Raw genomic sequence first — 23745 nt, 5'->3', positions numbered from 1 at the left:
CCGACCGTCCGAACATACCGGCGGTGCCCCTGCGCCGCGTCGACGCCAGCCCTTCCTGGGGCGGATCCGGCATGTGCACATGGTCGGCATCGGGGGCGTCGGCATGAGCTCCATCGCCGAGGTGCTGCTCAGCCGGGGCTACCGGGTGACGGGCTCCGACCTGAAGAAAAGCGAGGTCACCGATCGGCTCGAAGCCCTCGGGGCGGTCGTCTACGAGGGGCACGCCGCCGGGCACGTGGGCGAGGCCGGCGTCGTCGTGCACTCGTCCGCCGTCGATCCGAAGCGCAACCCCGAGACGCTCGAAGCCGAGCGGCGCGGCATCCCGCTCATCCGGCGGGCCGAGATGCTCGGCGAGTTGATGCGGATGAAGTTCGGCATCGGCATCGCCGGCACGCACGGCAAGACGACGACCACCTCCATGACGGGCCTCGTCGTGAGTGAAGGCGGCTTCGACCCCACGATCATCGTCGGCGGCAAGGTGGCCTTCTTCGACGCGAGCGCCGTCGCAGGCGAGGGGGACATCATCGTGCTCGAAGCCGACGAGTACGACCGGACGTTCCTTCGCCTGACGCCCTCGATCGCCGTCGTGACGAACATCGAGGCGGAGCACCTCGACATCTACGACGGCCTGGACGATCTCAAGGAGGCCTTCATCCAGTATGCCAACAGCGTCCCCTTCTTCGGGGCCGCCATCCTCTGCCTGGATGATCCCAACGTGCAGTCTATCGTCGGACGCATCGACCGGCGCGTGGTCACCTACGGGCTGAGCCGCCAAGCCGACGTGCGGGCCGAGCACGTCGAGCAGGACGGCCTCACGATGCGTTTCGAGGTGACGACCGGCACCACCTCGCTCGGCGAGGTCACCCTGCAGGTGCCGGGCCTTTTCAATGTGCGGAACGCGCTGGCGGCCGTCGCCGTGGGGCTCGAGCTCGAGATCCCGTTCGAAAAGATCCGGTCGGCGCTGGCGAAGTACTCCGGCGTGCAGCGCCGCTTCGAGCGGCTCGGCGAGGCCGCCGGCGTCCTGGTCATCGACGACTACGCGCACCACCCGACGGAGGTGCGGGCCACGCTCGGAGCGGCCGCCCGGGCCTTCCCGGGGCGTCGCATCGTGGCCGTCTTTCAGCCGCATCTCTATTCCCGTACGCGGGACTTTGCGGAGGACTTCGCCCGCGCCTTCTTCGATGCCGACGTGCTGGTGGTGCTCGACGTCTACGGGGCACGCGAGGCGCCGATCGAGGGGGTTTCGGGCCGTCTCATCGCCGGGCTGGCGCGCCGCTTCGGTCACCGCGACGTGCACGAGGTGCCGGAGAAGGCGGACATGCCCGCCTACGTGGCCGCACTGGCCCGGCCCGGCGACGTCGTGCTCACCCTGGGCGCCGGCGACATCTGGCGGCTCGCCCGCGAGCTGCTCGGGCTGCTCAGGCAACGTGAACGGGCCGCGTAGGGCGGCCCCTGCGGCCGCTGCCGGCCGCGAAGCTTCGGGAGGCAAAACATGAGCGAATCGAAACGCAGTCGAAGGGGCCGCTACCGGCTGCCGCACCGGTGGATCCTGCTGCCCGCCTTGCTGGCGACGGCCGTCACCGGGCTGCTGGGGTGGCGGTGGCTTGCCACGCTGCCGTGCCGCCAGATCGTGATCGAGGGGGCGCACCACGCGGAGCGGGCGGCCCTGCTCGACCTGGCCCGCGTCGATACCGGCATGGTGCTCTTCGACCTCGATCCGGCGCTGGTGGCGGACCGCCTCGTGCGGCATCCCTGGGTGGCACACGCCGAGGTGACGCGCCTGCCCACCGGGACGCTCGCGATCGACGTCGAGGAGCGGCGGCCGGTGGCCCTCGTCGTCGGGGCCGACGGGGCGCCGTCGCACTACCTGGACGCCACCGGGGCGCAGATGCCGCTGGTGCCGGGCGCCGCCTACGATGTGCCGCTCGTGCGCGGGCTGCGCCAGCCCTACCACCCGGTGCAGCCCGTCCAGGAGGAGGCCGTGCGGGCGTTTCTGGCCGCGCTGGCCGCCGTGCCGCCCGAGGTCGAGGCCCTCGTCTCCGAGGTGGAGGTGCGGGGCGGCGAGCTGTGGGCCTACACCACCCCCGGCCCGGCCCGGGAGGCCGTGCCCGTGCGGCTCGGCCGCATGGGCTTCTCGGACAAGCTGACCCGGCTGCATGCCTTCTGGCACCAGGCCGTCCTGCCCCGCCCGGAGAAGCACTTCCGCCTGATCGACCTCCGTTTTGACAGCCAGATCGTTACCGAAGAGCAATAGCAACGCCGGGCCGGGGCGTCACCGTGACCGGTCCGGATTCAACAAGATTAAAAAAGGGAAGAGGCGCTTATGATGAACGAACGTATCGTCGTGGGGCTCGACATCGGGACGACGAAGGTCTGCGCGGTCGTCGCGTCGGTGGACGAGCTGGGCCGCATCAACGTGCTCGGGATGGGGCTGGCCCCCTCCGACGGGCTCAACCGGGGTGTGGTGGTCAACATCGACCGGACGGTGGCCGCCGTGCGCGAGGCCGTCTCCGAAGCCGAGCGCATGGCCGGCGTGCGCGTGCGGAGCGTCATCGTCGGCATCGCCGGGGACCACGTGCAGAGCCTCCAGAGCCGGGGGGTCATCACCATCTCGAACCGTGACGGCGAGATCACCGAGGCCGACGTGCAGCGCCTGCTCGAGGACACCACGCACCTGGCCATGCCCGCCGACCGCGAGATCCTGCACGTCATCCCGCAGGACTTCATCGTCGACGGGCAGGACGGCGTGGCCGACCCCGTCGGCATGAGCGGGGTGCGTCTGGAAGCCAACGTGCACATCATCACCGGGCTCGTCTCCGCCGCCAAGAACATCTACCGGTGCGTCGAGAAGGCAGGCTATCAGGTGGCCGACCTGGTCCTCGAACCGCTCGGCTCTTCTTTCGCCGTGCTCCATCCCGACGAGAAGGAGGTCGGCGTGGCCCTGATCGATATCGGCGGCGGCACCACCGATATCGCCGTCTTCGAGGACAACACCATCCGCCACACCGCCGTCATCGCCATCGCCGGCAACCAGGTCACCGACGACATCCGCAAGGTCCTCGGGGTGATGCGGGACCAGGCCGAGCGCCTCAAGTGCGACTTCGGCACCGCCATCGTGGACATGGTCGACGAGGACGAGCGGATCGGCATCCCGGGCATCGGCGGCCGGCCGGACAAGAGCATCGGCCGCAGCACGCTGGCGCAGATCATCCAGCCGCGCATGGAGGAGATCCTCGAGATCGCGGCCATCGAGATCAAACGGAGCGGCTACATGCGGCATCTGGCCGCCGGCGCAGTGCTCACCGGCGGCGGGTCGCTCATCCCCGGAACGGCCGAGCTGGCCACCGAAATCCTGGGCATGGAGACACGCCTGGGCCGGCCCATGGGCGTCTCCGGCGGCCTGGTCGAGGAAGTGTCCGACCCGAAGTTCGCCACCGCCGTCGGCCTGGTGCTCTATGGCCTGCGCCCCGAACTGCTCGGCGGGACGCCCTTCCGGGGCGAGATGGGCAGCCTCATCGAGACCGAATCGATCCCGGGCCAGGGTCTCGTCGCCAAAATCGCAGGGCGCATGAAGACCTGGTTCGACGAACTCTGAACGATACCCGGGCCGCTCACCCGGGCCTCGCGGCCGGCTCCGGCCGCATAGACCACAAGCGATCAGCCGCGGGCCACACGGCCAGAACCGAACGACAACTGGAGGAACCTATGGAAACGTTCAGCAACAGCTTTGCCTTCGACGACCTTTCCAGCGAGCGTGAAGACGCGAAGATCTGCGTCATCGGCGTCGGTGGAGGGGGCGGCAACGCCATCAACAACATGATGGAGCAGGGCATTCAGGGCGTCGAGTTTATCGCCATCAACACCGATGCGCAGGCGCTGGAGGCCAACCGGGCGCCGCACAAGATCCAGGCCGGGCGCGGCCTGACGAAGGGCCTCGGCGCGGGCGCCCGCCCGAGCGTCGGCGCCGAAGCCGTCGAGGAGAGCCGGGAGGAGATCGAAACCCTCCTGCGCGGCTTCGACATGGCCTTCATCACGGCCGGCATGGGAGGGGGCACCGGGACCGGCGGGGCGCCCGTCGTGGCCGCCATCGCCCGCCGGCTCGGCATCCTCTCCGTCGCCATCGTCACCAAGCCGTTCCTGGCCGAAGGCCGGCGCCGGATGCAGGCCGCCGAAGCCGGCATCGCCCTGCTGCGCGACAACGTCGATACCCTCATCACCATCTCGAACGAGCGCCTGCTCGACCTCGTCCCGGAGGCCACGCTCATTGAGGCCTTCAAGAAGGCGGACGAGGTGCTCTACAACGCCACGCGCGGCATCAGCGACCTGATCACCGTGCACGGCCTGATCAACCTCGACTTCGCCGACGTGAAGACGACCATGAAGGACGGCGGCACCGCGCTCATGGGCTCGGCCACCGCCTCGGGCGAGAACCGCGCCGAGAAGGCGGCCATCGAGGCCATCTCCAGCCCGCTGCTCGAAGGCGTCGAGATCGCCGGGGCCCGCAACGTGCTGGTCAACATCACCGCGGGGCGCTCGCTCGGCATCCGGGAAGCCACGCAGGCCACGAGCATCATCCAGCGCGAGGCCGGCGACGACGTGGAGGTCATCTTCGGTACGGTCATCGACGAGTCGATGGGCGACGACCTGCGCATCACCGTCATTGCCACCGGCTTCGACAAAGACAAATCTCAGAAAGGGCAGGGTATGCGCCGGACGGTCCCGCTGCAGCCCGAGGGGGCCGTCGCTCCCTACAAGGGCGAGGAGAACCTGAAGCAGCTCGATGTGCCCGCCTACGTTCGCCGGGCTCCGGTCTCCGTACCGGCCGACGAAGACGAGGGCCGCAGGGTGCATCGCCTCCAGATGGAGGGGGTCAAGGAGCGTTCCGACCGTATCCGCAAAGACGACACCGAGATCCCGGCGTTCCTGCGCAAGATGATGGACTGAGCGGGGTCCGGGTGTGCTCCTCCCGGCCGCGGTCCGGCCGCCTCGCCCCGGGGCGGGCCGGTACCGGCACATGGACGCCTGGCTTCATCATATCGCCCTGTCGATCCTGGGACTGATCCTGCTGGTCGAGTTCGGCGCGGCCGTGTGGCTGATCGTCCGGTGGCTCCGCGCGCGCCCGGCTCCGCCGGTCGGAGGGGCCCGGGTATGCCCGCCCGCCGCGACGATCTCGAAAACGAACCCACCGCACGTGCCTCCGGCGAGACAACGCGGGACCTCCAGCCCCGTTGCGGCCCTTGAGCAAGGCCCTCGCTAGCCCGGTGCGTCGCCCCGGCGCATCCGGGCGGTTGTGGTTCGGTACGGCCCGGTGCCGCGTCTCCACCCGGAGGCGCGGCACCGGCGTCTTTTGTCGTTCCGCCGCCCCGGGGCGCTTGATTATGCCCGCAGAACCGCTTAAGGTGAAGCGGAACACCCGCTCATCCGACGCAAGGAGGTCCCCTATGAAAACGACGGCTACATGCTTTGCGGTGCTGCTGATCCTCCCGGCCTTCGAAGGGCAGGCCCAGGCGCCGGCCAACATGCTGGAGGGAAGCTGGCGGCTCGTTTCCCAGCGCCAGGTCTATCCGGATACCGTGCTGGTGACCCGGCAGGTGCCGCCGTCGACCAAGATCCTCAACTCGACGCATTTCGCCTGGGGATACCAGACGGAAGACGGTGAGGACATACAGGCCGGCGGCGGGCGCTACACCCTCTTGGGGGACAGCGTCTACATCGAGCACATCGAATACCACAGCAGCGGTGCCCTCGTGGGACTCGACATCCGCTTCCAGGCCCGGGTGGTGGGCGATTCGCTGTGGTATCACACCGGCGTCTTCCCCACGGGCTTCCGGCTGGAGGAGGTGTGGCGGCGGATCGAACCGGCCCCGCGCAAACTGGATTACCGGCGGCATTGACCCGAAACCGCCGACGAGCCCATGAGACGAACCGATGCGTTGCCCGCCCGTTCACCGGGCACCCGGAGACGAAGCCGCGGCCGGCTCCCGGCGCTCCTGCTCCTCCTCTTCTTCGGCACCTGCAGCGACCCGGCACCCGTGAAACCGCTCGAAGCCGTCCTCGACGAGATCGTCGCCCGGCAGCCGGAGGCCGTCGTCGCCGTCAGTGTGCGCGACGCCGCCACCGGCACCCGCCTCGACCGCCTGCCCGACCGGCCCTTCCATGCGGCCAGCACCATGAAGGTGCCGGTCATGATCGAGGTCTACCGGCAGGCCGCCCTCGGCCGCTTCCGCCTCTCCGACTCGCTCACGGTCCGCAACGCCTTCCGCTCCATCGTCGACGGTTCGCCGTACCGGATCGAGGACGACTCGGACGACGCCCTCTATGAGCGCCTCGGCACGCGTATGGCCCTCCGCGACCTCGTCGATCGCATGATCACCGTCTCCTCGAACCTGGCCACGAACCTGCTCATCGACGTCGTCTCGGCGGATTCGGTGCAGGCGACGGTCGAGCGCCTGGGCGGGCACGGGATGCGGGTACTGCGGGGCGTCGAGGACCTCGCGGCGTACCGGCAGGGCCTCAACAATGTGACGACGGCGCCGGCCCTGGCGGCCCTGCTCGAAGCCCTCGCCGCAGGGCGGGCCGTCTCGCCGGAGGCCGACCGTGAGATGATCGGCATCCTGCTCGAACAGCGCTTCAACGAGATGATCCCGGCCGGGCTGCCGGCGGGGACGCGCGTGGCGCACAAAACGGGCTGGATCACCGGTATCCATCACGACGCCGCCATCGTCTATCCGGCCGGGGACGCGCCGTACGTGCTCGTGATCCTCATCGAAGGGATCGAAGACCCGCACGTGGCGGCGACGCTCGGGGCGGACATCGCCCGGGCCGTGCACACACGGCTGCGCGGAGGCGTTCCTGTCGAAGCAGACCATCAGCACTGACGTGACCGGTTCCCTCCCATGAAGCTTACCTTCTACGGCGCCGCCCGCACCGTCACCGGATCGAAACACCTCGTCGAACTCGACGGCGGCCACCGGCTCCTGCTCGACTGCGGCCTGTTTCAGGGGCGCCGGGCCGAGGCCGACCACCTCAACCGCCATTTTCCCTTCGACCCGGCCGCGCTCGACGCCGTGCTCCTCTCGCACGCCCACATCGACCACGCCGGGCTGTTGCCGAAGCTCTGGAAAGAGGGGTTCCGCGGGCGCATCTATGCCACGCACGCCACCTACAGCCTGTGCTCGCTGATGCTGCTCGACAGCGCCTACATCCAGGAGAAGGACGCGGCCTTCGTCAACAAACTGCACCGGAAGAAAGGCAAGCCGCCGGTGGAGCCCCTCTACCGGGTGGAAGAGGCCGAGGCCGTGCTCGAGCACTTCACCGGCGTCTCCTACCGGAGCCCCTTCGTCCCGGTGCCGGGCGTGGAAGTCGAATACCGGGATGCCGGGCACATCCTCGGCTCGGCCACGATGGTGCTCACGATCCGGGAGAACGGCCGTACCGTGCGCCTCGGCTTCACCGGCGACGTGGGCAACCCGGGCCGGCCCATCCTCCGCGATCCCCAGCCCATGGCGGACTGCGACGTCCTCATCTCCGAGTCGACCTACGGCGGGGAAGTGCACGAGCCGGGGGCGCGGACGAAGGAGCGCCTGGCCGAGGTGATCACGCGCACCAGCGGCCGTGGCGGCAAGGTCATCATCCCGGCCTTCGCCGTCGGGCGCACGCAGGAGATCGTCTACGCGCTCGACCAGCTGTGGAACGAAGGACGCCTGCCGCCCATCCCGGTGTACGTGGACAGCCCGCTGGCCGTCAACGCGACCGGCATCTACGCCGCCCACCCCGAGTGCTACGACCGTGACCTGCGCCAGTACCTGCTCGAAGACGACGACCCCTTCGGCTTCGAACGGCTGACCTACGTCCGCGACGTGGAAAAGTCCAAGGCCCTCAACGGGCAGCAGGTGCCCATGGTCATCATCTCGGCCTCCGGCATGTGTGAGGCCGGGCGCATCCTCCACCACCTCCGCCACAACATCGAAGATCCCCGCAACACGGTGATGATCGTCGGCTACTGCGCCGACCACACGCTCGGCAAGCGCATCGTCGAGCGGCGGCCCGAGGTGCGCATCTTCGGGGAGCCACACGCGCTCCGCGCCGAGGTCGTCGTGATGAACAGCCTTTCCGCCCATGCCGACGAACCGGGCCTGCTCGACTTCATCGGCCGGCTCGACCGCGACCGGCTCCGCCGCATCTTCCTCGTCCACGGGGCTCCCGAGCGGCAGGAGGCCTTCAAACAGGCGCTCGAAGCCCGGGGCTACCGCGACGTGGTCATTCCCGAATACCGGGAATCGTTCGAGCTCTGATGGAGGATGGTACCGGGCTGCATCCGTTCACGTTACCGGCCTGACCGATCGCGTTTCGAAACCACCGGCACGGTTGCTCGTTCACCCCTGCCTTGTTTCCTTTTTTCCCCAGACTCATCAAGATGAAAACGACTTCTTTTTTTCTCGTGGCGCTCGTGCTGGTCCTGGCCGGTTGTGGCGGTAATGCAGCGGAGGCACCGGCGACGGACGGCGCCCCCGGTCAGATGTTCGTCGCCGAGGGGGACTATGCCGCTTCGCACATCCTGATCGCCTATCAGGGGGCGCTGCGGGCCGCACCGCACGTGACGCGCACCAAGGAGGAGGCCCGGGCGCGGGCGCTGTCGTTGATCGAGCAACTCAGGGACGATCCGTCCCGGTTCGAGCAACTGGCCCGGGAGGCGTCCGACGGGCCCTCCGGGCCGCAGGGCGGTCGCCTGGGCACCTGGCAGCGCGGGCAGATGGCCCCGGCCTTCGAAGCCGCCGTGGACAGCCTGGCCGTCGGGGCCATCACCCCCGTTCCCGTCGAGACGCCCTTCGGCTACCACGTCATCCGGCGGGACGACCTGCGCGCGCCCCATTACGGGGCCGAGGCGTTCTTCATCGGCTTCCAGGGCTCCCCGCACGTGCCGCCCTCGGTGACGCGCACGCAGGAGGCGGCCGACTCGCTGGCGCGTGCCCTGCAGCCGGACGTGAACGCCGAGACGTTCGACGCCTACGCCGAAGAATACAATGACTTTGGCGACGCGGCCATCTTTCTCGGAGGCTTGAAAGAGAGCGACCCGCTGCCGGAGGGGCTGCTGGAAACGCTCCAGGGGCTCGACTACGGGGAGGTCGGGGGGCCGGTTCTGTTCCCCGCGATCGGTTACGCCTTCGTCCGGCGTGTCGCGCTCGAACAGTATGCCGGTTCCCACATCCTGATCGCATACCAGGGGGCCGAGCGGGCCGGACCGGAAGTGACCCGGTCGAAGGAGGAAGCCTATGCGCGGGCGAAGGAGCTCATTGCCCGGCTCGAGCAGGATCCTTCCCGTTTTGCTGCGATGGCCGCGCAGTACTCCGACGGCCCCACCGCGGCGGCCGGTGGTGATCTCGGCCGGTGGTTCAAGGGGCAGATGATTCCTGCCTTCGACGAAGCCCTGGCCCGGCTCCAGGTCGGCCAGATCGCGCCGGAGCCGGTCGAGACGCCGTTCGGCTACCACGTCATCCGGCGCAATGCGGTGGAGTGAGGGCCGCCAGGCGGCGGAGGAGCGCGCACGGTGCTTGCGTTTGTCCGGTGTCCGTATTTAGCTTGAGACGACGTTCTTTCGCAGACACACGTCTGGTTCCGCCTTTCCGGGTTTGTCCGGAGCGGAGGAGAGAGGGAACCCGGTGGTTCGCAGCGTGACGGGCGGTGTGTCCGTCCGTCGGGTCTGTGGAGAATCCGGGGCTGTACCCGCAACTGTGAGCCGCGTGTGCCCGCGAAGGTGAGGAAGCGTCCGGTCACTGCACCCATCGTCGTGTGGGAAGGCCGGGCGCGGAGCCTTCGGGGCCCGCCCCCCAAAAAGCGCCGGGGCGAACGTGGTAAGCCAGGAGACCTGCCAGGCGTGTTGATGCCGAAAACCTCCGGGAACTGAGGTTCGTGCAAGCCTTTCGGAGCAGCGTTCGGTGGGTCCCTGCCGCGGGCCGCCCTGCTCGTGCGGCAAGCCCGGACCTCGTCATTGAGGTTGGGGCTTTTTCATGTCGGTACGTTTTCTCCTGATCGTTTGCTGGGTGGCGCTGGAGCCGGTCGCGGCCGGGGCCCAGGTCCCGCGCGACACCGTGGTGGCCCTGCCCGGCGTGACCGTGACGGCCACGCGCTCGGCCACGACCACGGCGGCGGCGCCGGCCCGCGTGACGTTGCTCGATGCCCGGGCGCTGGCGGCCGTCGCGCCGCGTTCGGTGGCGGATCTGCTCGAGGCCCGCACGGGCGCTTTCATGCGCCGCTACGGTCCGGCCGGGCTGGCCTCGCTCACGCTCCGGGGCACGGCCGCCTCCCAGACGCTCATCCTGTTCGACGGCTTCCGCCTCACCGATCCCCAGCTCGGCCAGCTGGACCTCTCGCTGCTGCCTGCCGGCGTGCTCGAGTCGGCCGAGGTGTTCTACGGGGCCGGGTCGGCGCTCTACGGCACAGACGCCGTCGGCGGGGTGGTGAGCCTGCAGCCGCTACGGCCCGGTGCGGCTGCGCCGGTACGGCTCGTTGCCGGGGCCGGTGCCTACGGCGAGCGCACCGGCAGCCTGACGCTCTCCGGCCGGCGGGGCGCCGTGGCGGCCCTCGCCGCCGTCGAATACCGGACGACCGACGGGGACTTTCCGTACGTCAACACGTCGCTCTTTCCCCCGCGCAAGGTGCGCCGTGAAGGGGCCGACGGCACGCACCTGTCGCTCTTTTCCACGCTCGGCTACACGGGCGGCCGGCACCGGCTCCGGGCCGGCGCCTGGTACGCGCAGGCCGAGCGCGGCCTGCCCGGTCCGAGCACGACCGTTCCCCGCGGGGAGCGGCAATGGGACGAGCACCTGCGCCTCTGGGCCCGCGACGCGATGCGCCTGGCCCGGGGGACGCTCCGCCTCGGAGCCATGGTGCAGCGCGGAACCCTCCGCTATCTCAACCCGCAGCTTCGCCTCGACCAGACCGGCCGCACCACGCTGGCTTCGCTGGAGGCCGAGGCCACGCTGGCCCTGGGAGCCCGCAGTCTCCTCGGCGGCGGCCTCACCGCCGGCTACGGAAAGGCCCGCCACCCCGGCCTGCGCGACGACGCCTCGGAGCAACGTTTCGGTGCCTTCGCCCACGCCGACCTGGCCTGCGGCCCCGCCCGGCTCTATCCCGCCCTCCGCCTCGACGTCTATGCCCTCCCGGAAGGCGCCCGTACCGCCGCGCTCAGCCCCCGCCTCGGGCTCAACCTCCGCCCGCTGGACCGGGACGGGCTGCGCCTGAAGGCGTCGGCCGGCCGGGCCTTTCGCACGCCCACCTTCAACGACCGCTTCTGGCAGCCCGGCGGTAACCCCACCCTGCGACCCGAGCACGGCTGGACGTTCGACGCGGGCCTGCTCCTGCACCACCGCACGCCCGGCGCCGACCTCCGGGCCGAGGTCTCGGCCTTTCTTCACCGCCTGCGCGACCAGATCATCTGGCGGCCCGTCGCCGGCGGCTACTACGCACCGGCCAACTTCAGCCGGGTTCGTACGCGGGGACTGGAGGTCTCTGCCGAAGCACGCCTCCGGCCCGGCCGGCGCAACCTGCTCGAAGCCGGGCTCTTCTACGCCCACACCGACGCACGCGATCGCTCCGACCCCGGCACGGCCTCCTTCGACCGGCCGCTTCGCTATGTGCCCCGGCACCAGCTGAAGCTCTACGCCGGCTTCGGCCGGGCCCCGCTGCAACTCGACGTCACGGCCCGTTACGTTGGCCGGCGCTTCGTCACGGCCGACGGCCGGCAGGCCCTCGACCCGTACTGGGTGACAGATGCCCAGCTTCGGCTCTTCGGTGGCCTTCCCCCGGCCCGGCTGACGCTCGCCCTCGTCCTCGAAAACGTCTTCGATCGCACCTACGAGGGCATCAAGGGCTATCCCATGCCACCCCGCACCTTCCGCCTCCGCCTGCTCCTGGAGCTGGGCGGCGGGGCGTGAGCGGCGGTTCCGGCTTTCTTTTCACCAACCCCAGACCCGAATCCACCATGCCTGTCGTTACGTTCCTTTCGAAAAGCCTCCTCTCCCGCCTCGGGACGCTGTTGCTGGCCGGCCTCGTCGTAGCCGGCGCCGGCCGGGCGCAGGCACCGGCCCAGAAGGTGTTCGTCGGCAACCAGGGTAACTTCAGCGACGCCAACGGCACCGTCACCGTCTTCGACCCGGCCACGGGCACGACCACCGTCGACGCGGTGCCGGGGCTGAACACGCTCGTGCAGAGCCTTACCCTCCACGAGGGGCGGGGCTACGTGATGGCGAACACCTCGGACCGCATCGACGTGTTCGACCTGGCGACGCTCGAGCGCACCGCCCAGATCACGGGGGTCACGTCGCCCCGCTACATGGCCGTCGTGGCGGCGGGGAAAGCGTATGTGACCAACCTGGTCTTCGGCGGGCCCGGGACGGTCACCGTGCTCGACCTGGCGACGCACACCGTCACCGGCACCATCACGGTCGGGGACAGCCCGGAAGGGCTGGCCGTGCTCGGCGACCGGGCCTACGTAGCCAACTCGGGCTTCGGCGCCTCCACCACCGTCAGCATCCTCGACACGGGCACCGACACGGTCGTCGAGACGCGCGACGTGGGGTGCGACGGCCCGCGCTTCGTCGTCGTCGACCAGGAGGAGGAGGTGTGGGTTTTCTGCACCGGCAAGACGGTCTACAACGACGATTTTACCCAGATCATCGAACAGACGAACGGCGAGGTGGTGGTCTATGACGGGGCCTCGGGCGGGGAGGTGGCCCGCTTCCCGCTCGAGGTGCAGATCGGCGGGGGCTCGCTCGGGCAAGACGTCCACTACGACCCGATCACGGACCGCGTCTTTGCCCTGGCCGGCACCACCGTCCTCGTGTTCGATACGCGGGCGAACGCGGCGGCCGGCTCCATCCCCCTCGCGGGCGACGTGCCGGCGGGCGGGCTGGCCTACGACGGGGCGGCCCGTCGCTTCTACGTGGGCCGCGTGCCGGGCTTCGTCGAGAACGGGTTCGTGACGATCCACGACGACACCGGCGCCGAGGTCGGGCGCTTCGAGGCCGGGGTGGCCCCGGCGGCCGTGGCACTCTACCAGCCGGGCCTCGATGTGGCCGTCGAAGAGGCTCCGGCGCCGGCCGGCTTCACCCTGGCCCCGAACTATCCCAACCCGTTCAGCACCTCGACGACGATCCCCTTCGCGCTGACCCGGCCCGGGCGCGTCACGCTCCAGGTCTTCGACGGGCTCGGGCGCGAGGTGGCCCGGCTCGTCGAGGGCATGCGCCCGGCCGGACGGCACGAGGTCGTCTGGCACGCGGCGGGACGGCCGGCCGGGCTGTACCTGGTCCGGCTGCAGGTGGGCACGACCGTCCGGACGTATCCTCTGACCCTGATCCGGTGATGCAGATCGACCGCTGCCTGTGCTTCCGCACGACGTTTGCCGAGCTGAAGGCCGTGGCCGGGGCAACCGGCGCGGAGAGCATTGCGGCGCTCCAGGAGCACGTCGCCTTCGGCCATAACTGCCGCCTCTGTCACCCGTACGTCCGGCGCATGCTCCGCACCGGCGAGACGGTCTTCCGCGAGATCGTCACCGAGGCCGACGAACCCGGGGGGGACACCGGCCGGTGAGGGGCACGGCCTGTGCCGGCTCGTCGAAGCGGGGGACTGCGATTTTGCGCGTCGGTGGCGTTAAGCCGCCGGGGATCGGACCGATACCTGCGAAAACCCCCTCAGCAATCGCATACCCTTATGTTCGATAAAGAGCGAAGAAAGCAGGAGCTGCTCGACCGCATCGAGGTGTTGCTGGCGGAGTCCTACCGGTTGCCGCGGGCGCGTCACAGCTGGAACCGGCGCCTGGCCATCGACTGGGAGATCCTGTTGCTCTGCCGGGAGATCGCCAACCTCTCCTCCGGGGAGGAGGTGCCCTACTGGATGAACGGCGTGCTGGAGGCCGCCGTGCGGCCCGGTGTGGCGGCCCGTGTCGACCGCCCGGCCGTGCCGCCGGAGCAGGTCCGCCGGGAGACCGGGGAGGCCCGGGCGGCCTGAGGCTTTTCAGCCGTCGTTGCGGGGTGCGTCCCGGTTCTCCGCATAGCGACGCAGGCGCCGCGGCAGGTCCGCTTCTGCATCGCGGGTGCGCCAGTAGGCCAGCCGCTCGGCGATGGTCTTCTCGTACCCGATACCGGATGGTTCGTAGAAGTACGTGCCCTGCATGTTTTCGGGCAGGTATTGCTGGGGCACGTAGTGGTTGCGGTAGGCATGGGGGTAGAGGTAGCCCTCGCCGTGACCCAGGCCTTTCCGGTCGCGGCTGGCGTCTTTGAGGTGGTTCGGCACGTCGTCCGTCTGTTCCTTTTCCACGTATCGGAGGGCGTCGAAGAAGGCGTAGGTGGTGTTGCTTTTGGGGGCGGTGGCGAGGTAGAGGCAGCATTCGGCCAGGAGGAAGCGTCCTTCGGGCATTCCCACGTATTCGAAGCCCTGGGCGGCGGCCGCGGCGACCGAGAGGGCGCGGGGGTCGGCCAGGCCCACGTCTTCGGCCGCGAAGATGAGCATACGGCGCAGGATGAAGCGGGGGTCCTCGCCCGCGTAGAGCATCCGGGCCATCCAGTAGAGGGCGGCATCGGGATCGGAGCCCCGCAGGCTTTTGATGAAGGCGCTGGCGGCGTCGAAGTGGGCGTCGCCCTCCTTGTCGTAGAGGACGGCCCGTTGCTGGATGCTGTCCTCGGCCACGGCCAGGTCGATGTGGATGTGGCCTTCCGGGCCGGGGTCGGTGGTTTCGACGGCGAGTTCGAGGGCGTTCAGGAGCGAGCGGGCGTCGCCGTTGGCCGTGGAGACGAGATGTTCGAGGGCATCCTCGTCGATCCGGACGGGGCGGGTGCCGTAGCCGCGCTCCGGGTCGTCGAGGGCCTGCCGGGCGAGGGTGCGCAGGTCCTCCGGCGTGAGCGGCTTCAGTGCAAAGATGCGGGAGCGGCTCACCAGCGCACGGATGACCTCGAAGTAGGGGTTCTCCGTCGTGGCGCCGATGAAGACGACGGTGCCGTTCTCGACGTGGGGCAGCAGGGCGTCTTGCTGGGCTTTGTTGAAGCGGTGTACCTCGTCGATGAAGAGGATGGTGCGTTGCCCGTGGTGCGCGAGGCGGGTGCGGGCCGCGTCGATGGCCTCGCGGATGTCGCGAACGCCGGCGAGCACGGCATTGAGCGTGGTGAAGTGTGCCTGCGTCGTGTTGGCGATGATGCGGGCCAGGGTCGTTTTGCCCGTGCCCGGCGGGCCGTAGAAGATGAGCGAGGCGACGCGGTCCGCCTCGATGGCCCGGCGCAGCAGCCGCCCCTTGCCGAGGAGGTGTTCCTGCCCGACGAACTCGTCGAGGGTGCGGGGGCGCATGCGGTCGGCCAGGGGGGCCCGGGCGGCCCGGCGGGCTTCGGCGGCGTGCTCGAACAGGTCGGGCATGGGGCTCCGTGGGGTGTGCGTTGAACGGTGCACGTTGAACGCCCGGAGGCCGTGCACGGGTTCGGCGTGCGGCGGTCAGGGGGTGGTCTGGCGGTCGATGAAGCCGAGCGCTTCGACGGTGGCGGCCTCCAGCGGCCAGGCGACGGCGTACCGGCCGACCGCACCGAAGAAACCGTACCCGCCGGTGATGTTGGGGCTCTCGTCCGGGTTCGCCCATTCCGGGCTGGGCAGGGAAAAGTCCATCTGCAGGCCGAGAAACAGGATCGTGGTGTCGGCGTCGTCGATGCGCTGGAAGCGGCGCAGCAGGAGGTCGCGGTCGCGGCTGAGCAGGATCTGGAGCTGCCATCCCTGGTCGTGGGGGTGGCCCGCGTCTCCGTATTCGATCGTCAGGGGCTGGACGGCGCCGGTGCGGGCCGAGGCCAGGCGGTAGGTCAGGCGGACGTTTTCAACGGGGCAGGAGACGTCCAGCAGGGTGACCTGCTGGGTGAGGGAGCCGGTGCCGGTCTCGATCGTTTCGGCGAGAACGTCGGGTACGGGCGGGACGGTGACCCGGGCCTCGGTGCGGGCGCCGTCGGAACGGGTGACCGCCAGGCGGTAGGTGCCTCCCGGTACGGGGCGGAAGCGGGCGTGGAAGAGGTGGGCGAGGCCGCCGTCGACGAGGGCAACGAGCGAGTCGCGCCACGGTGTCGTCAGGCCGGTTTGCAGATGGGTGCTGGCAACGTCGGCGTCCAGGGCCGGGCCCGGGTCGGGACGGACCGTGGCCCGCAGCGCATCGACCCGCACGAACTGCGTGTCCGCACCGGTGTCGAGAAAGCCGTGCACGGCAAAGAACGTGCTCGGGTCGTCGCGCAGGGGGGCGATCTCGTTCTCGCAGGCCGCTGCGAGGACGGCGAGCGCGAGCGCAAACGGCACGATGAGGCGGGGGCATCTCATGGCAGTTCCACCTTCAGGCCCAGCGACGGGATGAGCGGGAGCTGGTCGACCCGTTCTCCGGAGAAGGTGTTGTACTGGAAGATGTTGGCCCGGTCGTAGGCATTGACGAGGCCGAGCTGGAGCGTGGCCGCGGCGCGGGCGAACGTGAACGTGCGCCGGAGGGCGACGTCGAGGCGGTGGTAGGCGGGCAGGCGGGCGCGGTACGGCTCGCCGCGTGCGACGAACGTCGTGCCGCGGCGGGTCAGGGCGGTGCGGTCGTCCGGGTCGGTGATCGGCAGCCGTTCGTAGTAGCCGTCGATCTGGGTGAAGGGCAGGCCCGAGCCGAACTGCCAGAGGAGGGTGAGGCGGTACGCGCCCCGGGTCACCTCCACGAGCGCGTGGATCTGGTGACGCCGGTCATGCGGGGGGGCGAAGCGCTCGGTGGCCGGGTCGCGGAGCGGTCCCTCGTAGGTGACGGCGGCCAGGCCGTAGGCGAGCATGGCATAGAGGGCGGGCCGGGCCAGTTCCAGCCGCACGTCCAGCCCGCGGGCGAGGCCGTCCACCCGGGTGAAGCCTTCCAGCTCGTTCAGGGTGGTCGAGAAGCGGGGGAAAGACAGGTTTTTCAGGTCCTTGACGTACGCTTCGAGCGAGAGCTCGAGCCAGGGCGCCAGCCGTCGCTGCCAGCCGGCGATGACGTGCATGGCCCGGGGGATGCCGTTGCGGGCGGGGGTGGCGGTCCAGGCGGTGAAGACGTCCGTCACGTCCTGTTCGTTGGTGAAGCCCACGGTTTGCTGGTGGTAGAGGCCCCAGGCCAGGTTGAACTGTTGCCGGCTGGCGCTGCCGCGGGGCAGCCAGCGCAGGCGCAGGCGGGGGCCGAGTGTGGGATCGGTGCCCGAGGAGAAGGCTTCCAGGCGCAGGCCGGGCTCGAGCCGAAGCCGCCGGCTCGGCTCGAGCCGCGCCTCCAGGAAAGCACCGCCCGAGGTGACGTTTTCCCGGCGGGCCGGGACCCCGCCGCCGAGGTCGAAGTCGAACCGGGTGGAGCCGCCGAAGAGGCCGAAATGCAGCTGGGTGCTGCCGAGCAGGTAGGCAAAGAGGATCTCCGCGTTGAAGTGCTCCACGTCGGCGTGGCGTTCGTCGTCGGAGGTGAGGCGGTACCGGCTTTGCAGGCGGGAGCCGTAGACGGCCGCCTGCGTCATGACGGCGGACTCGGCGGGCAGGTACAGGTAGCGGGCGCCATAGGCCCGGTTGCGCCAGACCGAAAAGCGTTGCCCGGTATCGGCGGCACCGGCAATGTTCCCCTCGTCGAAGGTTTGCAGGAGCGTGGCGGAGAAGCTGCTGGTCTGGTTCAGAAAGGCGTGGAACTTGAGGAAACGGTCGCCGAAGCGGAACGGCAGTTCCCGGCCGAGCAGTTCCGGGGAGATCCGCTCGATGACCGATTCCCGGACGGAGGCCAGCACCGAGACCCGGTTGCGCACCAGCGGGAGTTCCAGGCGGAGGGTGCTCAGGAAAGGCGCCAGGGAGACGGCCCCGGTGATGCGCTGTTTGTTGCCGTTGCGGGTGCCGACGTCGATCACCGACGAGATACGATTGCCGTAGCGCGCCCCGAAGCCGCCGGCGTACACGTCGGCGTAGGCCACGATGTCGGCCGGAAAGGCGCTGTAGAAGCCGACGATGTGAAACGGCTGGTAGATCGTCATCCCGTCGAGCAGAACGAGGTTCTGCGTGGGGGTTCCACCGCGCACGAAGAGCTGCCCGCCCCGGTCGCCGGGGGCGACGAAGCCGGGCAACGTCAGCAGGTAGCCGGCCAGGTCGTACGTCACGTCCGGCAGGGGCACCCGGGCCAGGGCCGACGGGGGGATCGTCGTCAGCCCGGCCTGCCGGCGATCCGGCCGCTGCTCCGTCTCGACGACGATCTCTTCCAGTTCCGTCGTCGCCGGCATCAGGCGCACCGCCAGGTGCCGTTCCTGGCCGAACGTGAACGTGAGCGTGTCGGTGTAGCTGTCGTAGCCGATGAACGAGGCGGTGAAGACGTAGCGGCCGGGCCGGAGGCCGGCGAGCCGGAAGAAGCCTCCGGCGTCGGTGGTGGTGCCGTTGCGGGCGCCGGCGGCGTCTTCGACGAAGACGTGGACCCCGGCCAGCGGCCGGTCGTCGCGCCCGTCGCTGACCCGGCCGGAAAGGCGACCCCACTGGCCGTAGGCCGGCACGGGCAGGCCCAGCAGGACGACCAGCAGGACCGGGAAGCCCCGCCACCGTCGCCCGGCATCGTCCGGCATGATATCAACACCTCCCATGCTTCAGGCCGCAGGACTTCGCGATAAACAGTTTTTTCCGCCGGAACCGCAGGCGCCGTGGGCGGATACGAAACCATAAGCCGCCGGTGCAGCCGGATGTTCCGTGCGCCGGAATACGAACATCAGGTCCACGTTCTCGGATGCGTAAACCGCTTCGCTGGGCGCTTCTCGCCGTCGTTCTGGCCTTCTTTGGCCTGGTGCTGGCCGACTCGATGGGGGTCTTCGACGACCGGCCCTACTTCGAGGTCCCCCACGGCAATCATACCCACTATGTGCCAAAGGACTGTGACCCGCCGCTGAGCCCGGGTGATGCCCCGACGCGGCCGCCGGGGCCGGGTGAGCGGATCAACTGCCAGGGGCAGATCGTGCCGGAATGAGCGGCTGACGTCAGCCGGCCGGGGTTGCGCGCGGCTCCGCAGGCCGGCCCAGGTGTTCGAGCGCCGGGCCCGTCAGGCGCATCGTCGTCCAGTCGTCCATTGGGCGGGCGCCCAGCTTTTCGTAGAAGCGGATCGCCGTCTCGTTCCAGTCCAGCACGCTCCATTCGAGGCGGGGGCACCCCCGTTCGACGGCGACCTCGGCCAGGCGTTTCAACAGGGCGAAGCCGATGCCCTGTCCCCGGGCTTCAGGCACGACGTAGAGGTCCTCCAGGTACAGCCCCCAGGCGGTCAAGAACGTCGAGTAGTGGTAGAAATACAGGGCAAAACCGAGGGCCCTGCCCTCCTCGTCCTCGGCGATGAAGGCTTCGAGGGGGGGCGTGGCCTCCGGTGCAAGCTGGCGGCGGAGGGCGCCGGCGTCGGGTCGTGCCTCGTGCGAGAGGCGTTCGTATTCGGCCAGCCCCCGGATCAGGTCGACCAGGGTGCCGGCGTCGTCCGGCGTGGCGGGGCGCAGGCGAAAAGCGGGCATGAGGTGCTGTCAGCGCTCGTACGCTTCGGTGATGGCGAGCTGGATGGTGTTGAGGAAGGTGTTGATCCGGCGAAGCAGGCGGCGGTTCGTGGTGGTGCGACCTCGGGTGGTCTCCGGCAACATGATGGCCGACTCCACGATCTGATCCCGGAAGAACAGGGTGGCCTGGATGGCCTCTGTCAGGCTCAGGCCCGAATGCCGGGCGCTCTCGGCGTAGACGTGGCCCAGCGCGCGCGCCTCTGCGAGCAGGTCGGCGCCGTCGTCGCCTTCGAGCGAGATGTACTGCATCATCAGGCCCATCACGCGCTGGCCGAGGAGGCGTTTCTCCTCCCGGTCGTGCTCGTCGAGTTCGGCCAGCCAGCGCTCGTCGCGGTGCCCGGCGATCTCGGCGCGGGTGTGCGTCAGGGCCCGCTCGGCCAGGGCCTTGCCCACCGGCTCGCCCGTGTCGCCCCGCCGCTGGATGCGCAGCTGCTCGACGGCCGAGCGCGGGAAACGCCGGTGCCCGCCCGGCGTGACGACCACCGGGATGGCCCCCTGGTCCGCCCAGCGGCGCAGCGTCGTCGGGTGGACGCTCAGCCGCGCGGCCGCCTGCTTCAGCGTCAGGAGCGGATCACCGGGAGAAGAGGAGGCAGGCATGGTTTTGCACAGGGTTGACATTCTACAAAACTATCCAAAGATAGGCATCGCCCCGGTTCCGCGTCGCCCCGCCCCGTTGAATTTCTGCCGGACAATGGCGGCGTCGTGCTGCTCCGGTTTCGGCATCTGAAGACCGGCAACCACCCGGGGGGATCTCTGCCCGTGACGAGGCGTCATTATGACGCCAGTCACTGTATACCAAGTTTCTAAAACAATGGCCCTTGAGCGCATCACCATAGATCCTGCGATCTGTCACGGCAAACCCTGTGTACGGGGTTTGCGCTATCCCGTCGAGACCATTCTCGAATTGCTTAGCTCCGGTATGACGCCCCAGGAAATTCTGGCCGACTACGAAGATCTCGAATATGAAGATATTCTGGCCGTGCTGGCCTATGCGGCGCGGCTCAGCCAGATCAAACGCGTGCAGGCGGTAGCGGCATGAAATTTCTGGTCGATGCCCAGCTTCCTCACCGACTCAGCCTTCAGCTCCGTGCCCTGGGGCACGACGCGGTGCATACGCTGGACCTGCCGCTCGGTAACCGCACCCCGGATGCAGAACTCAATCGGCTTTCGATGCGTGAGGAACGTGTCCTGATTACGAAAGACACCGACTTCGTCGACTCCCTGATCGTGAAAGGTGTACCCCACAAGCTGTTGCTCGTCGCCACAGGTAACATCCCGAATGCTGAGTTGGAGCGGCTATTTCTCCGGAACCTCGAAACGCTGATTACCGGCTTTGCCGATCATGTGTTCATCGAGATCGACCGCGAAGCCATTCGTTTCCACTTTTGAAGTTCATAGGATTCATCCGGATGCTTTTCGATGCTCACAGAAGCTGCCAAAGCGTTTGCTGAGCCGGCAGACCTGCGCCATGCCGGTCCCTGACCTACGACCGGGGGACCTTTTACCCCGCCCCGCCCGTACACCTCCTCCACGTGCGCATTTTTTCGTTGTAAGAGACGGGAGGGTGCGGCGAAGACGGAAGATTCATCAACGAGCGGAGGCACCCTGTTTCATGGCCAAGCAAGCACCCATCAAGCAAGAAGGATTCGTCACCGAGGCCCTGCCCAACGCCCAGTTCCGCGTCGAACTCGACAACGGGCACACCATCCTGGGTTTTCTCTCGGGCAAGATGCGCAAGTACTTCATCCGCATCCTCCCGGGCGACCGCGTGGACGTCGAGATGTCCCCGTACGACCTGACGAAAGGACGCATCGTGTACCGGTACAAGGGCTGACCCCCGCTCCGGTTCCCTGGGCAAGGAGGCCACGCTGCGGCGTGCGGCCTCCTTCTTTTTTGCCCGTTTCTCCGGCGTCGTGCCTCCGGGGGCTGCCCGGCGTGTGCTCACCGGTATCGCCGGTAGAAGTCGTCCTCGTCGTCGAAGCCGTCGTCGTCCTCGTCGTCGTCGTCCAGGTTGCCCAGGGAGGAGAGCATCGAGCCCATGATGTCGCTGTAGGTCTGCTCGCTCTCCAGCAGGTCTTTCCCGATGAGCGAGTTCTGGTGCAGGGCTTCGAGGACGAACTCCATGGCGGAGGCCGTCTCGGCGGGCGTTTTCGGATCGGTGAAACGGCGGACCACCTCGCGCAGCCCGTCGACGGCGTCGAGCGCCTTCGCGTAGTCGGCGAACGGCATGTCCGGACGAAGGGTGACGTGCCGCCCGCCGGCGAACCAGGCCAGCACCTTCTCATAGGGCGCGCGGCCGGTCCGCTTGTCCGACGGGTCGGGAAAGTAGCGGGGGAAGATGGCCTTGACGGCCCGCCCGATGAGCAGCCGCGCCACGTTCTGCGCCCCCTCCTGCTCGCCTTCGTAGACCAGCTCGATCTTGCCCGTGACGGCGGGCTCGACGTGGATCAGGTCGCTGATGCGGGCCGTCGTCTCGGCCTCGCCGGCGAGCAGGGCACGGCGCTCGGCGGCGGAGATCAGGTCCTCCAGCGCCGCCCGCGTCATGCGCACCGACACGCCCGACTTCTGGTCCACGTACTCGCTCTGCCGCGCCTCGAAGGCGATCTGTTCGATGATTTCGCGGAAATAGTGCGGCACGTGCACCCGGGGGGCGAGGCCGTCCCGTGCCTCCCAGGCCTCCTGCCGGGTGATGGCGATGCCCGTCTCGAGGTCCTTCGGGTAGTGGGTGATGATCTGGCTGTCGATGCGGTCCTTGAGCGGCGTGATGATGTTGCCCCGGTTGGTGTAGTCCTCCGGGTTGGCCGTGAAGATCATCAGCACGTCGAGCGGGAAGCGGACGTTGAAGCCGCGGATCTGGATGTCCTGCTCCTCCATGATGTTGAGCAGGCCCACCTGGATGCGGGGCTGGAGGTCGGGCAGCTCGTTGATGGCGAAGATACCGCGGTTGGTGCGGGGGATGATGCCGAAGTGGATGACTTCCTCGTCGGCATAGGTGAGGCGGTGGTGGGCGGCCTTGATCGGGTCGATGTCGCCGATGAGGTCGGCGATGGTGGTGTCCGGCGTGGCCAGCTTCTCGCCGTAGCGCTTGGAGCGGTGCAGCCAGGCGATGGGGGTTTCGTCGCCCCGCTCGGCCACCAGGTCGCGGGCGTACTTGGAGATGGGGGCGAACGGGTTGTCGTTGAGCTCGCTGCCCGCGACGACGGGGATGTACTCGTCCAGGAGCGAGGGGATCATCCGGATGATGCGGCTTTTGGCCTGGCCCCGCAGGCCCAGCAGGATGAAGTCGTGTCGCCCCAGGATGGCGTTCTGGATCTGCGGGATGACGGTGCGGTCGAAGCCGAGGATACCGGGGAAGACCTCCTCACCGCACTGCAGCCGGGCAATCAGGTTTTTGCGCAGTTCGTCCTTGACCGAAAGGACCCGGTAGCCGGACGCCTTCAACTCGCCCAGGGTGCGAATGCTCGTCAGGGATTGCGTGTGCTGCTGCGTGCTCATGCCGTCGCCTCTCTTTTTGCGGAGGGTTAGCACGCGGGGCCGAGGGCACGGTTCCACCGGTTGGCGGCCTTCCGGGCAGGGGCTCAGGGGGCCGGGCCGGCAAGGCGGCCGGCAGAACTACGGCCTATGTTTGATTGGCACCAGCCTCCCTGGAACTGTCCGGAGCATTAATCCCGGGAGCTTCGAGCGGAGTCACGGCAGCGGGCTGGCCGAGGCTGTCGAGCGCGACCATTACGAACTCGCCCGATGTTGCCAGCAGCCGGTCCTCCCGGTCCATCGGCTCGACGAACATCTCGACACGGATCGTCATCGAGCTCCGACCGGTCTTGACCACGCGGGCCACGAGTTCGACGATCGACCCCTCCGGCACGGCGTGACGGAAATCGATCTCGCCAATGTGCACCGTAACGACCTTCCGGCGGCACCAGCGGGTCGCGCAAATGAACGCGGCCTGATCCATCCACGCCATCGCCGTCCCGCCGAAGAGGGTATCGTAATGGTTGGTGTTGCCGGGAAAGACCGTAAACGCCATCCGTGTCTCCGCGGTGCAACGGCTGGCGGAGTCTGATGTATGGTCCATCATTCAACGTCGCGTATCGTTCGAAGAAGATCCAGATAACACGTCCTTGCTCCCTGGATTCCGAAGAATGTACCCCGGTGCACGTGGTTCAGGCATCTTCCCTTCACCGCCACCATCGAACACGTG

At 68.7% G+C, this 23745-nt stretch carries 23 protein-coding genes and 1 riboswitch; of the genes, 16 read left to right on the top strand and 7 right to left on the bottom strand.

Annotated features, from left to right (window positions below; all coding sequences use genetic code 11):
- Positions 1 to 79: 79 nt before the first annotated feature.
- The 12 genes from murC to GQ464_RS09145 all read left to right on the top strand — a co-directional run bounded on the left by murC (position 80) and on the right by GQ464_RS09145 (position 14004).
- Entirely contained in the window at positions 80 to 1444 is a 1365-nt protein-coding gene (gene murC / locus GQ464_RS09200; protein WP_272493467.1) for a UDP-N-acetylmuramate--L-alanine ligase, read from the top strand.
- 48 nt (positions 1445 to 1492) lie between these two features.
- Positions 1493 to 2254, top strand: coding sequence for a cell division protein FtsQ/DivIB (locus tag GQ464_RS09195; protein WP_166976666.1), 762 nt, complete (start codon positions 1493 to 1495; stop codon positions 2252 to 2254).
- 72 nt (positions 2255 to 2326) lie between these two features.
- Positions 2327 to 3595, top strand: coding sequence for a cell division protein FtsA (gene ftsA, locus GQ464_RS09190; RefSeq protein WP_166976738.1), 1269 nt, complete (start codon positions 2327 to 2329; stop codon positions 3593 to 3595).
- A 110-nt stretch (positions 3596 to 3705) separates the two neighbouring features.
- Positions 3706 to 4944, top strand: a complete 1239-nt coding sequence (gene ftsZ, locus GQ464_RS09185) for a cell division protein FtsZ (protein WP_166976667.1) — start codon at positions 3706 to 3708, stop codon at positions 4942 to 4944.
- Positions 4945 to 5441: 497 nt separating this feature from the next.
- Positions 5442 to 5894, top strand: a complete 453-nt coding sequence (locus tag GQ464_RS09180) for a hypothetical protein (RefSeq protein WP_166976668.1) — start codon at positions 5442 to 5444, stop codon at positions 5892 to 5894.
- Between the two features lie 21 nt (positions 5895 to 5915).
- Positions 5916 to 6878: a serine hydrolase gene (locus GQ464_RS09175; RefSeq protein ID WP_166976669.1), complete on the top strand. Its 963-nt coding sequence runs from the start codon at positions 5916 to 5918 to the stop codon at positions 6876 to 6878.
- 18 nt (positions 6879 to 6896) lie between these two features.
- The gene (locus tag GQ464_RS09170) at positions 6897 to 8294 is read left to right on the top strand and encodes an MBL fold metallo-hydrolase RNA specificity domain-containing protein (RefSeq protein ID WP_166976670.1); all 1398 of its coding nucleotides are present in this window, start codon (positions 6897 to 6899) and stop codon (positions 8292 to 8294) included.
- A gap of 122 nt (positions 8295 to 8416) precedes the next feature.
- Complete coding sequence (locus tag GQ464_RS09165; RefSeq protein WP_166976671.1) at positions 8417 to 9517, top strand: peptidylprolyl isomerase; 1101 nt, start codon at positions 8417 to 8419, stop codon at positions 9515 to 9517.
- A 76-nt stretch (positions 9518 to 9593) separates the two neighbouring features.
- Positions 9594 to 9887, top strand: a riboswitch (cobalamin riboswitch).
- Between the two features lie 120 nt (positions 9888 to 10007).
- A complete protein-coding gene (locus GQ464_RS09160; protein WP_166976672.1) occupies positions 10008 to 11933 on the top strand; it encodes a TonB-dependent receptor plug domain-containing protein in 1926 nt (641 codons plus the stop codon).
- A 47-nt stretch (positions 11934 to 11980) separates the two neighbouring features.
- A complete protein-coding gene (locus GQ464_RS09155) occupies positions 11981 to 13360 on the top strand; it encodes a YncE family protein (RefSeq protein ID WP_166976673.1) in 1380 nt (459 codons plus the stop codon).
- A complete protein-coding gene (locus tag GQ464_RS09150) occupies positions 13360 to 13587 on the top strand; it encodes a (2Fe-2S)-binding protein (RefSeq protein ID WP_166976674.1) in 228 nt (75 codons plus the stop codon). The genes GQ464_RS09155 and GQ464_RS09150 overlap by 1 nt, the downstream gene beginning before the upstream one ends.
- 120 nt (positions 13588 to 13707) lie before the next feature.
- Positions 13708 to 14004 (top strand): hypothetical protein, encoded by a 297-nt coding sequence (locus tag GQ464_RS09145; RefSeq protein ID WP_166976675.1) that lies wholly within the window; start codon positions 13708 to 13710, stop codon positions 14002 to 14004.
- A gap of 6 nt (positions 14005 to 14010) precedes the next feature.
- Here GQ464_RS09145 and GQ464_RS09140 read toward each other — a convergent pair whose 3' ends face one another.
- The 3 genes from GQ464_RS09140 to GQ464_RS09130 form a co-directional block, all read right to left on the bottom strand.
- On the bottom strand, positions 14011 to 15399 hold the full coding sequence (locus GQ464_RS09140) for an AAA family ATPase (protein ID WP_166976676.1): 1389 nt from the start codon (positions 15397 to 15399) through the stop codon (positions 14011 to 14013).
- A gap of 75 nt (positions 15400 to 15474) precedes the next feature.
- On the bottom strand, positions 15475 to 16332 hold the full coding sequence (locus tag GQ464_RS09135) for a DUF4249 family protein (RefSeq protein ID WP_166976677.1): 858 nt from the start codon (positions 16330 to 16332) through the stop codon (positions 15475 to 15477).
- Positions 16329 to 18584 carry a TonB-dependent receptor gene (locus tag GQ464_RS09130; protein WP_166976678.1) on the bottom strand — a complete coding sequence of 752 codons (2256 nt, stop codon included), beginning with the start codon at positions 18582 to 18584 and terminating at the stop codon, positions 16329 to 16331. The genes GQ464_RS09135 and GQ464_RS09130 overlap by 4 nt, the downstream gene beginning before the upstream one ends.
- Positions 18585 to 18742: 158 nt before the next feature.
- Between GQ464_RS09130 and GQ464_RS09125 the strand changes: the two genes are divergently transcribed.
- Entirely contained in the window at positions 18743 to 18979 is a 237-nt protein-coding gene (locus GQ464_RS09125; protein ID WP_166976679.1) for a pneumococcal-type histidine triad protein, read from the top strand.
- Positions 18980 to 18989: 10 nt separating this feature from the next.
- Here GQ464_RS09125 and GQ464_RS09120 read toward each other — a convergent pair whose 3' ends face one another.
- Both GQ464_RS09120 and GQ464_RS09115 read right to left on the bottom strand, forming a co-directional pair.
- The gene (locus tag GQ464_RS09120) at positions 18990 to 19505 is read right to left on the bottom strand and encodes a GNAT family N-acetyltransferase (RefSeq protein ID WP_166976680.1); all 516 of its coding nucleotides are present in this window, start codon (positions 19503 to 19505) and stop codon (positions 18990 to 18992) included.
- 9 nt (positions 19506 to 19514) lie between these two features.
- Positions 19515 to 20141, bottom strand: coding sequence for a helix-turn-helix domain-containing protein (locus GQ464_RS09115; RefSeq protein WP_166976681.1), 627 nt, complete (start codon positions 20139 to 20141; stop codon positions 19515 to 19517).
- A 178-nt stretch (positions 20142 to 20319) separates the two neighbouring features.
- On the opposite strand from GQ464_RS09115, the gene GQ464_RS09110 reads away from it, so the two are divergent.
- From GQ464_RS09110 to infA, 3 genes are all read left to right on the top strand, one after another.
- Positions 20320 to 20583: a DUF433 domain-containing protein gene (locus GQ464_RS09110; protein WP_228350743.1), complete on the top strand. Its 264-nt coding sequence runs from the start codon at positions 20320 to 20322 to the stop codon at positions 20581 to 20583.
- The gene (locus GQ464_RS09105; RefSeq protein WP_166976683.1) at positions 20580 to 20933 is read left to right on the top strand and encodes a DUF5615 family PIN-like protein; all 354 of its coding nucleotides are present in this window, start codon (positions 20580 to 20582) and stop codon (positions 20931 to 20933) included. The genes GQ464_RS09110 and GQ464_RS09105 overlap by 4 nt, the downstream gene beginning before the upstream one ends.
- A 223-nt stretch (positions 20934 to 21156) precedes the next feature.
- Positions 21157 to 21378 (top strand): translation initiation factor IF-1, encoded by a 222-nt coding sequence (infA, locus tag GQ464_RS09100; RefSeq protein ID WP_166976684.1) that lies wholly within the window; start codon positions 21157 to 21159, stop codon positions 21376 to 21378.
- Positions 21379 to 21485: 107 nt separating this feature from the next.
- Here infA and GQ464_RS09095 read toward each other — a convergent pair whose 3' ends face one another.
- Together GQ464_RS09095 and GQ464_RS09090 are read right to left on the bottom strand one after the other, a co-directional pair.
- Positions 21486 to 23039: a MoxR family ATPase gene (locus tag GQ464_RS09095; protein ID WP_166976685.1), complete on the bottom strand. Its 1554-nt coding sequence runs from the start codon at positions 23037 to 23039 to the stop codon at positions 21486 to 21488.
- 124 nt (positions 23040 to 23163) lie between these two features.
- Positions 23164 to 23571, bottom strand: coding sequence for an acyl-CoA thioesterase (locus tag GQ464_RS09090; RefSeq protein WP_166976739.1), 408 nt, complete (start codon positions 23569 to 23571; stop codon positions 23164 to 23166).
- Positions 23572 to 23745: the final 174 nt, after the last annotated feature.

It is taken from the genome of Rhodocaloribacter litoris, from assembly GCF_011682235.2.
Classification (GTDB): Bacteria; Bacteroidota; Rhodothermia; order Rhodothermales; family ISCAR-4553; genus Rhodocaloribacter; species Rhodocaloribacter litoris.
This window is presented reverse-complemented; position numbering and strand designations above follow the sequence as displayed.

Coding starts and splice junctions, on each gene's coding strand:
- murC (WP_272493467.1), top strand. CDS start 80: ATGGTCGGCATCGGGGGCGTCGGCATGAGCTCCATCGCCGAGGTGCTG.
- GQ464_RS09195 (WP_166976666.1), top strand. CDS start 1,493: ATGAGCGAATCGAAACGCAGTCGAAGGGGCCGCTACCGGCTGCCGCAC.
- ftsA (WP_166976738.1), top strand. CDS start 2,327: ATGAACGAACGTATCGTCGTGGGGCTCGACATCGGGACGACGAAGGTC.
- ftsZ (WP_166976667.1), top strand. CDS start 3,706: ATGGAAACGTTCAGCAACAGCTTTGCCTTCGACGACCTTTCCAGCGAG.
- GQ464_RS09180 (WP_166976668.1), top strand. CDS start 5,442: ATGAAAACGACGGCTACATGCTTTGCGGTGCTGCTGATCCTCCCGGCC.
- GQ464_RS09175 (WP_166976669.1), top strand. CDS start 5,916: ATGAGACGAACCGATGCGTTGCCCGCCCGTTCACCGGGCACCCGGAGA.
- GQ464_RS09170 (WP_166976670.1), top strand. CDS start 6,897: ATGAAGCTTACCTTCTACGGCGCCGCCCGCACCGTCACCGGATCGAAA.
- GQ464_RS09165 (WP_166976671.1), top strand. CDS start 8,417: ATGAAAACGACTTCTTTTTTTCTCGTGGCGCTCGTGCTGGTCCTGGCC.
- GQ464_RS09160 (WP_166976672.1), top strand. CDS start 10,008: ATGTCGGTACGTTTTCTCCTGATCGTTTGCTGGGTGGCGCTGGAGCCG.
- GQ464_RS09155 (WP_166976673.1), top strand. CDS start 11,981: ATGCCTGTCGTTACGTTCCTTTCGAAAAGCCTCCTCTCCCGCCTCGGG.
- GQ464_RS09150 (WP_166976674.1), top strand. CDS start 13,360: ATGCAGATCGACCGCTGCCTGTGCTTCCGCACGACGTTTGCCGAGCTG.
- GQ464_RS09145 (WP_166976675.1), top strand. CDS start 13,708: ATGTTCGATAAAGAGCGAAGAAAGCAGGAGCTGCTCGACCGCATCGAG.
- GQ464_RS09140 (WP_166976676.1), bottom strand. CDS start 15,399: ATGCCCGACCTGTTCGAGCACGCCGCCGAAGCCCGCCGGGCCGCCCGG.
- GQ464_RS09135 (WP_166976677.1), bottom strand. CDS start 16,332: ATGAGATGCCCCCGCCTCATCGTGCCGTTTGCGCTCGCGCTCGCCGTC.
- GQ464_RS09130 (WP_166976678.1), bottom strand. CDS start 18,584: ATGCCGGACGATGCCGGGCGACGGTGGCGGGGCTTCCCGGTCCTGCTG.
- GQ464_RS09125 (WP_166976679.1), top strand. CDS start 18,743: ATGCGTAAACCGCTTCGCTGGGCGCTTCTCGCCGTCGTTCTGGCCTTC.
- GQ464_RS09120 (WP_166976680.1), bottom strand. CDS start 19,505: ATGCCCGCTTTTCGCCTGCGCCCCGCCACGCCGGACGACGCCGGCACC.
- GQ464_RS09115 (WP_166976681.1), bottom strand. CDS start 20,141: ATGCCTGCCTCCTCTTCTCCCGGTGATCCGCTCCTGACGCTGAAGCAG.
- GQ464_RS09110 (WP_228350743.1), top strand. CDS start 20,320: ATGACGCCAGTCACTGTATACCAAGTTTCTAAAACAATGGCCCTTGAG.
- GQ464_RS09105 (WP_166976683.1), top strand. CDS start 20,580: ATGAAATTTCTGGTCGATGCCCAGCTTCCTCACCGACTCAGCCTTCAG.
- infA (WP_166976684.1), top strand. CDS start 21,157: ATGGCCAAGCAAGCACCCATCAAGCAAGAAGGATTCGTCACCGAGGCC.
- GQ464_RS09095 (WP_166976685.1), bottom strand. CDS start 23,039: ATGAGCACGCAGCAGCACACGCAATCCCTGACGAGCATTCGCACCCTG.
- GQ464_RS09090 (WP_166976739.1), bottom strand. CDS start 23,571: ATGGCGTTTACGGTCTTTCCCGGCAACACCAACCATTACGATACCCTC.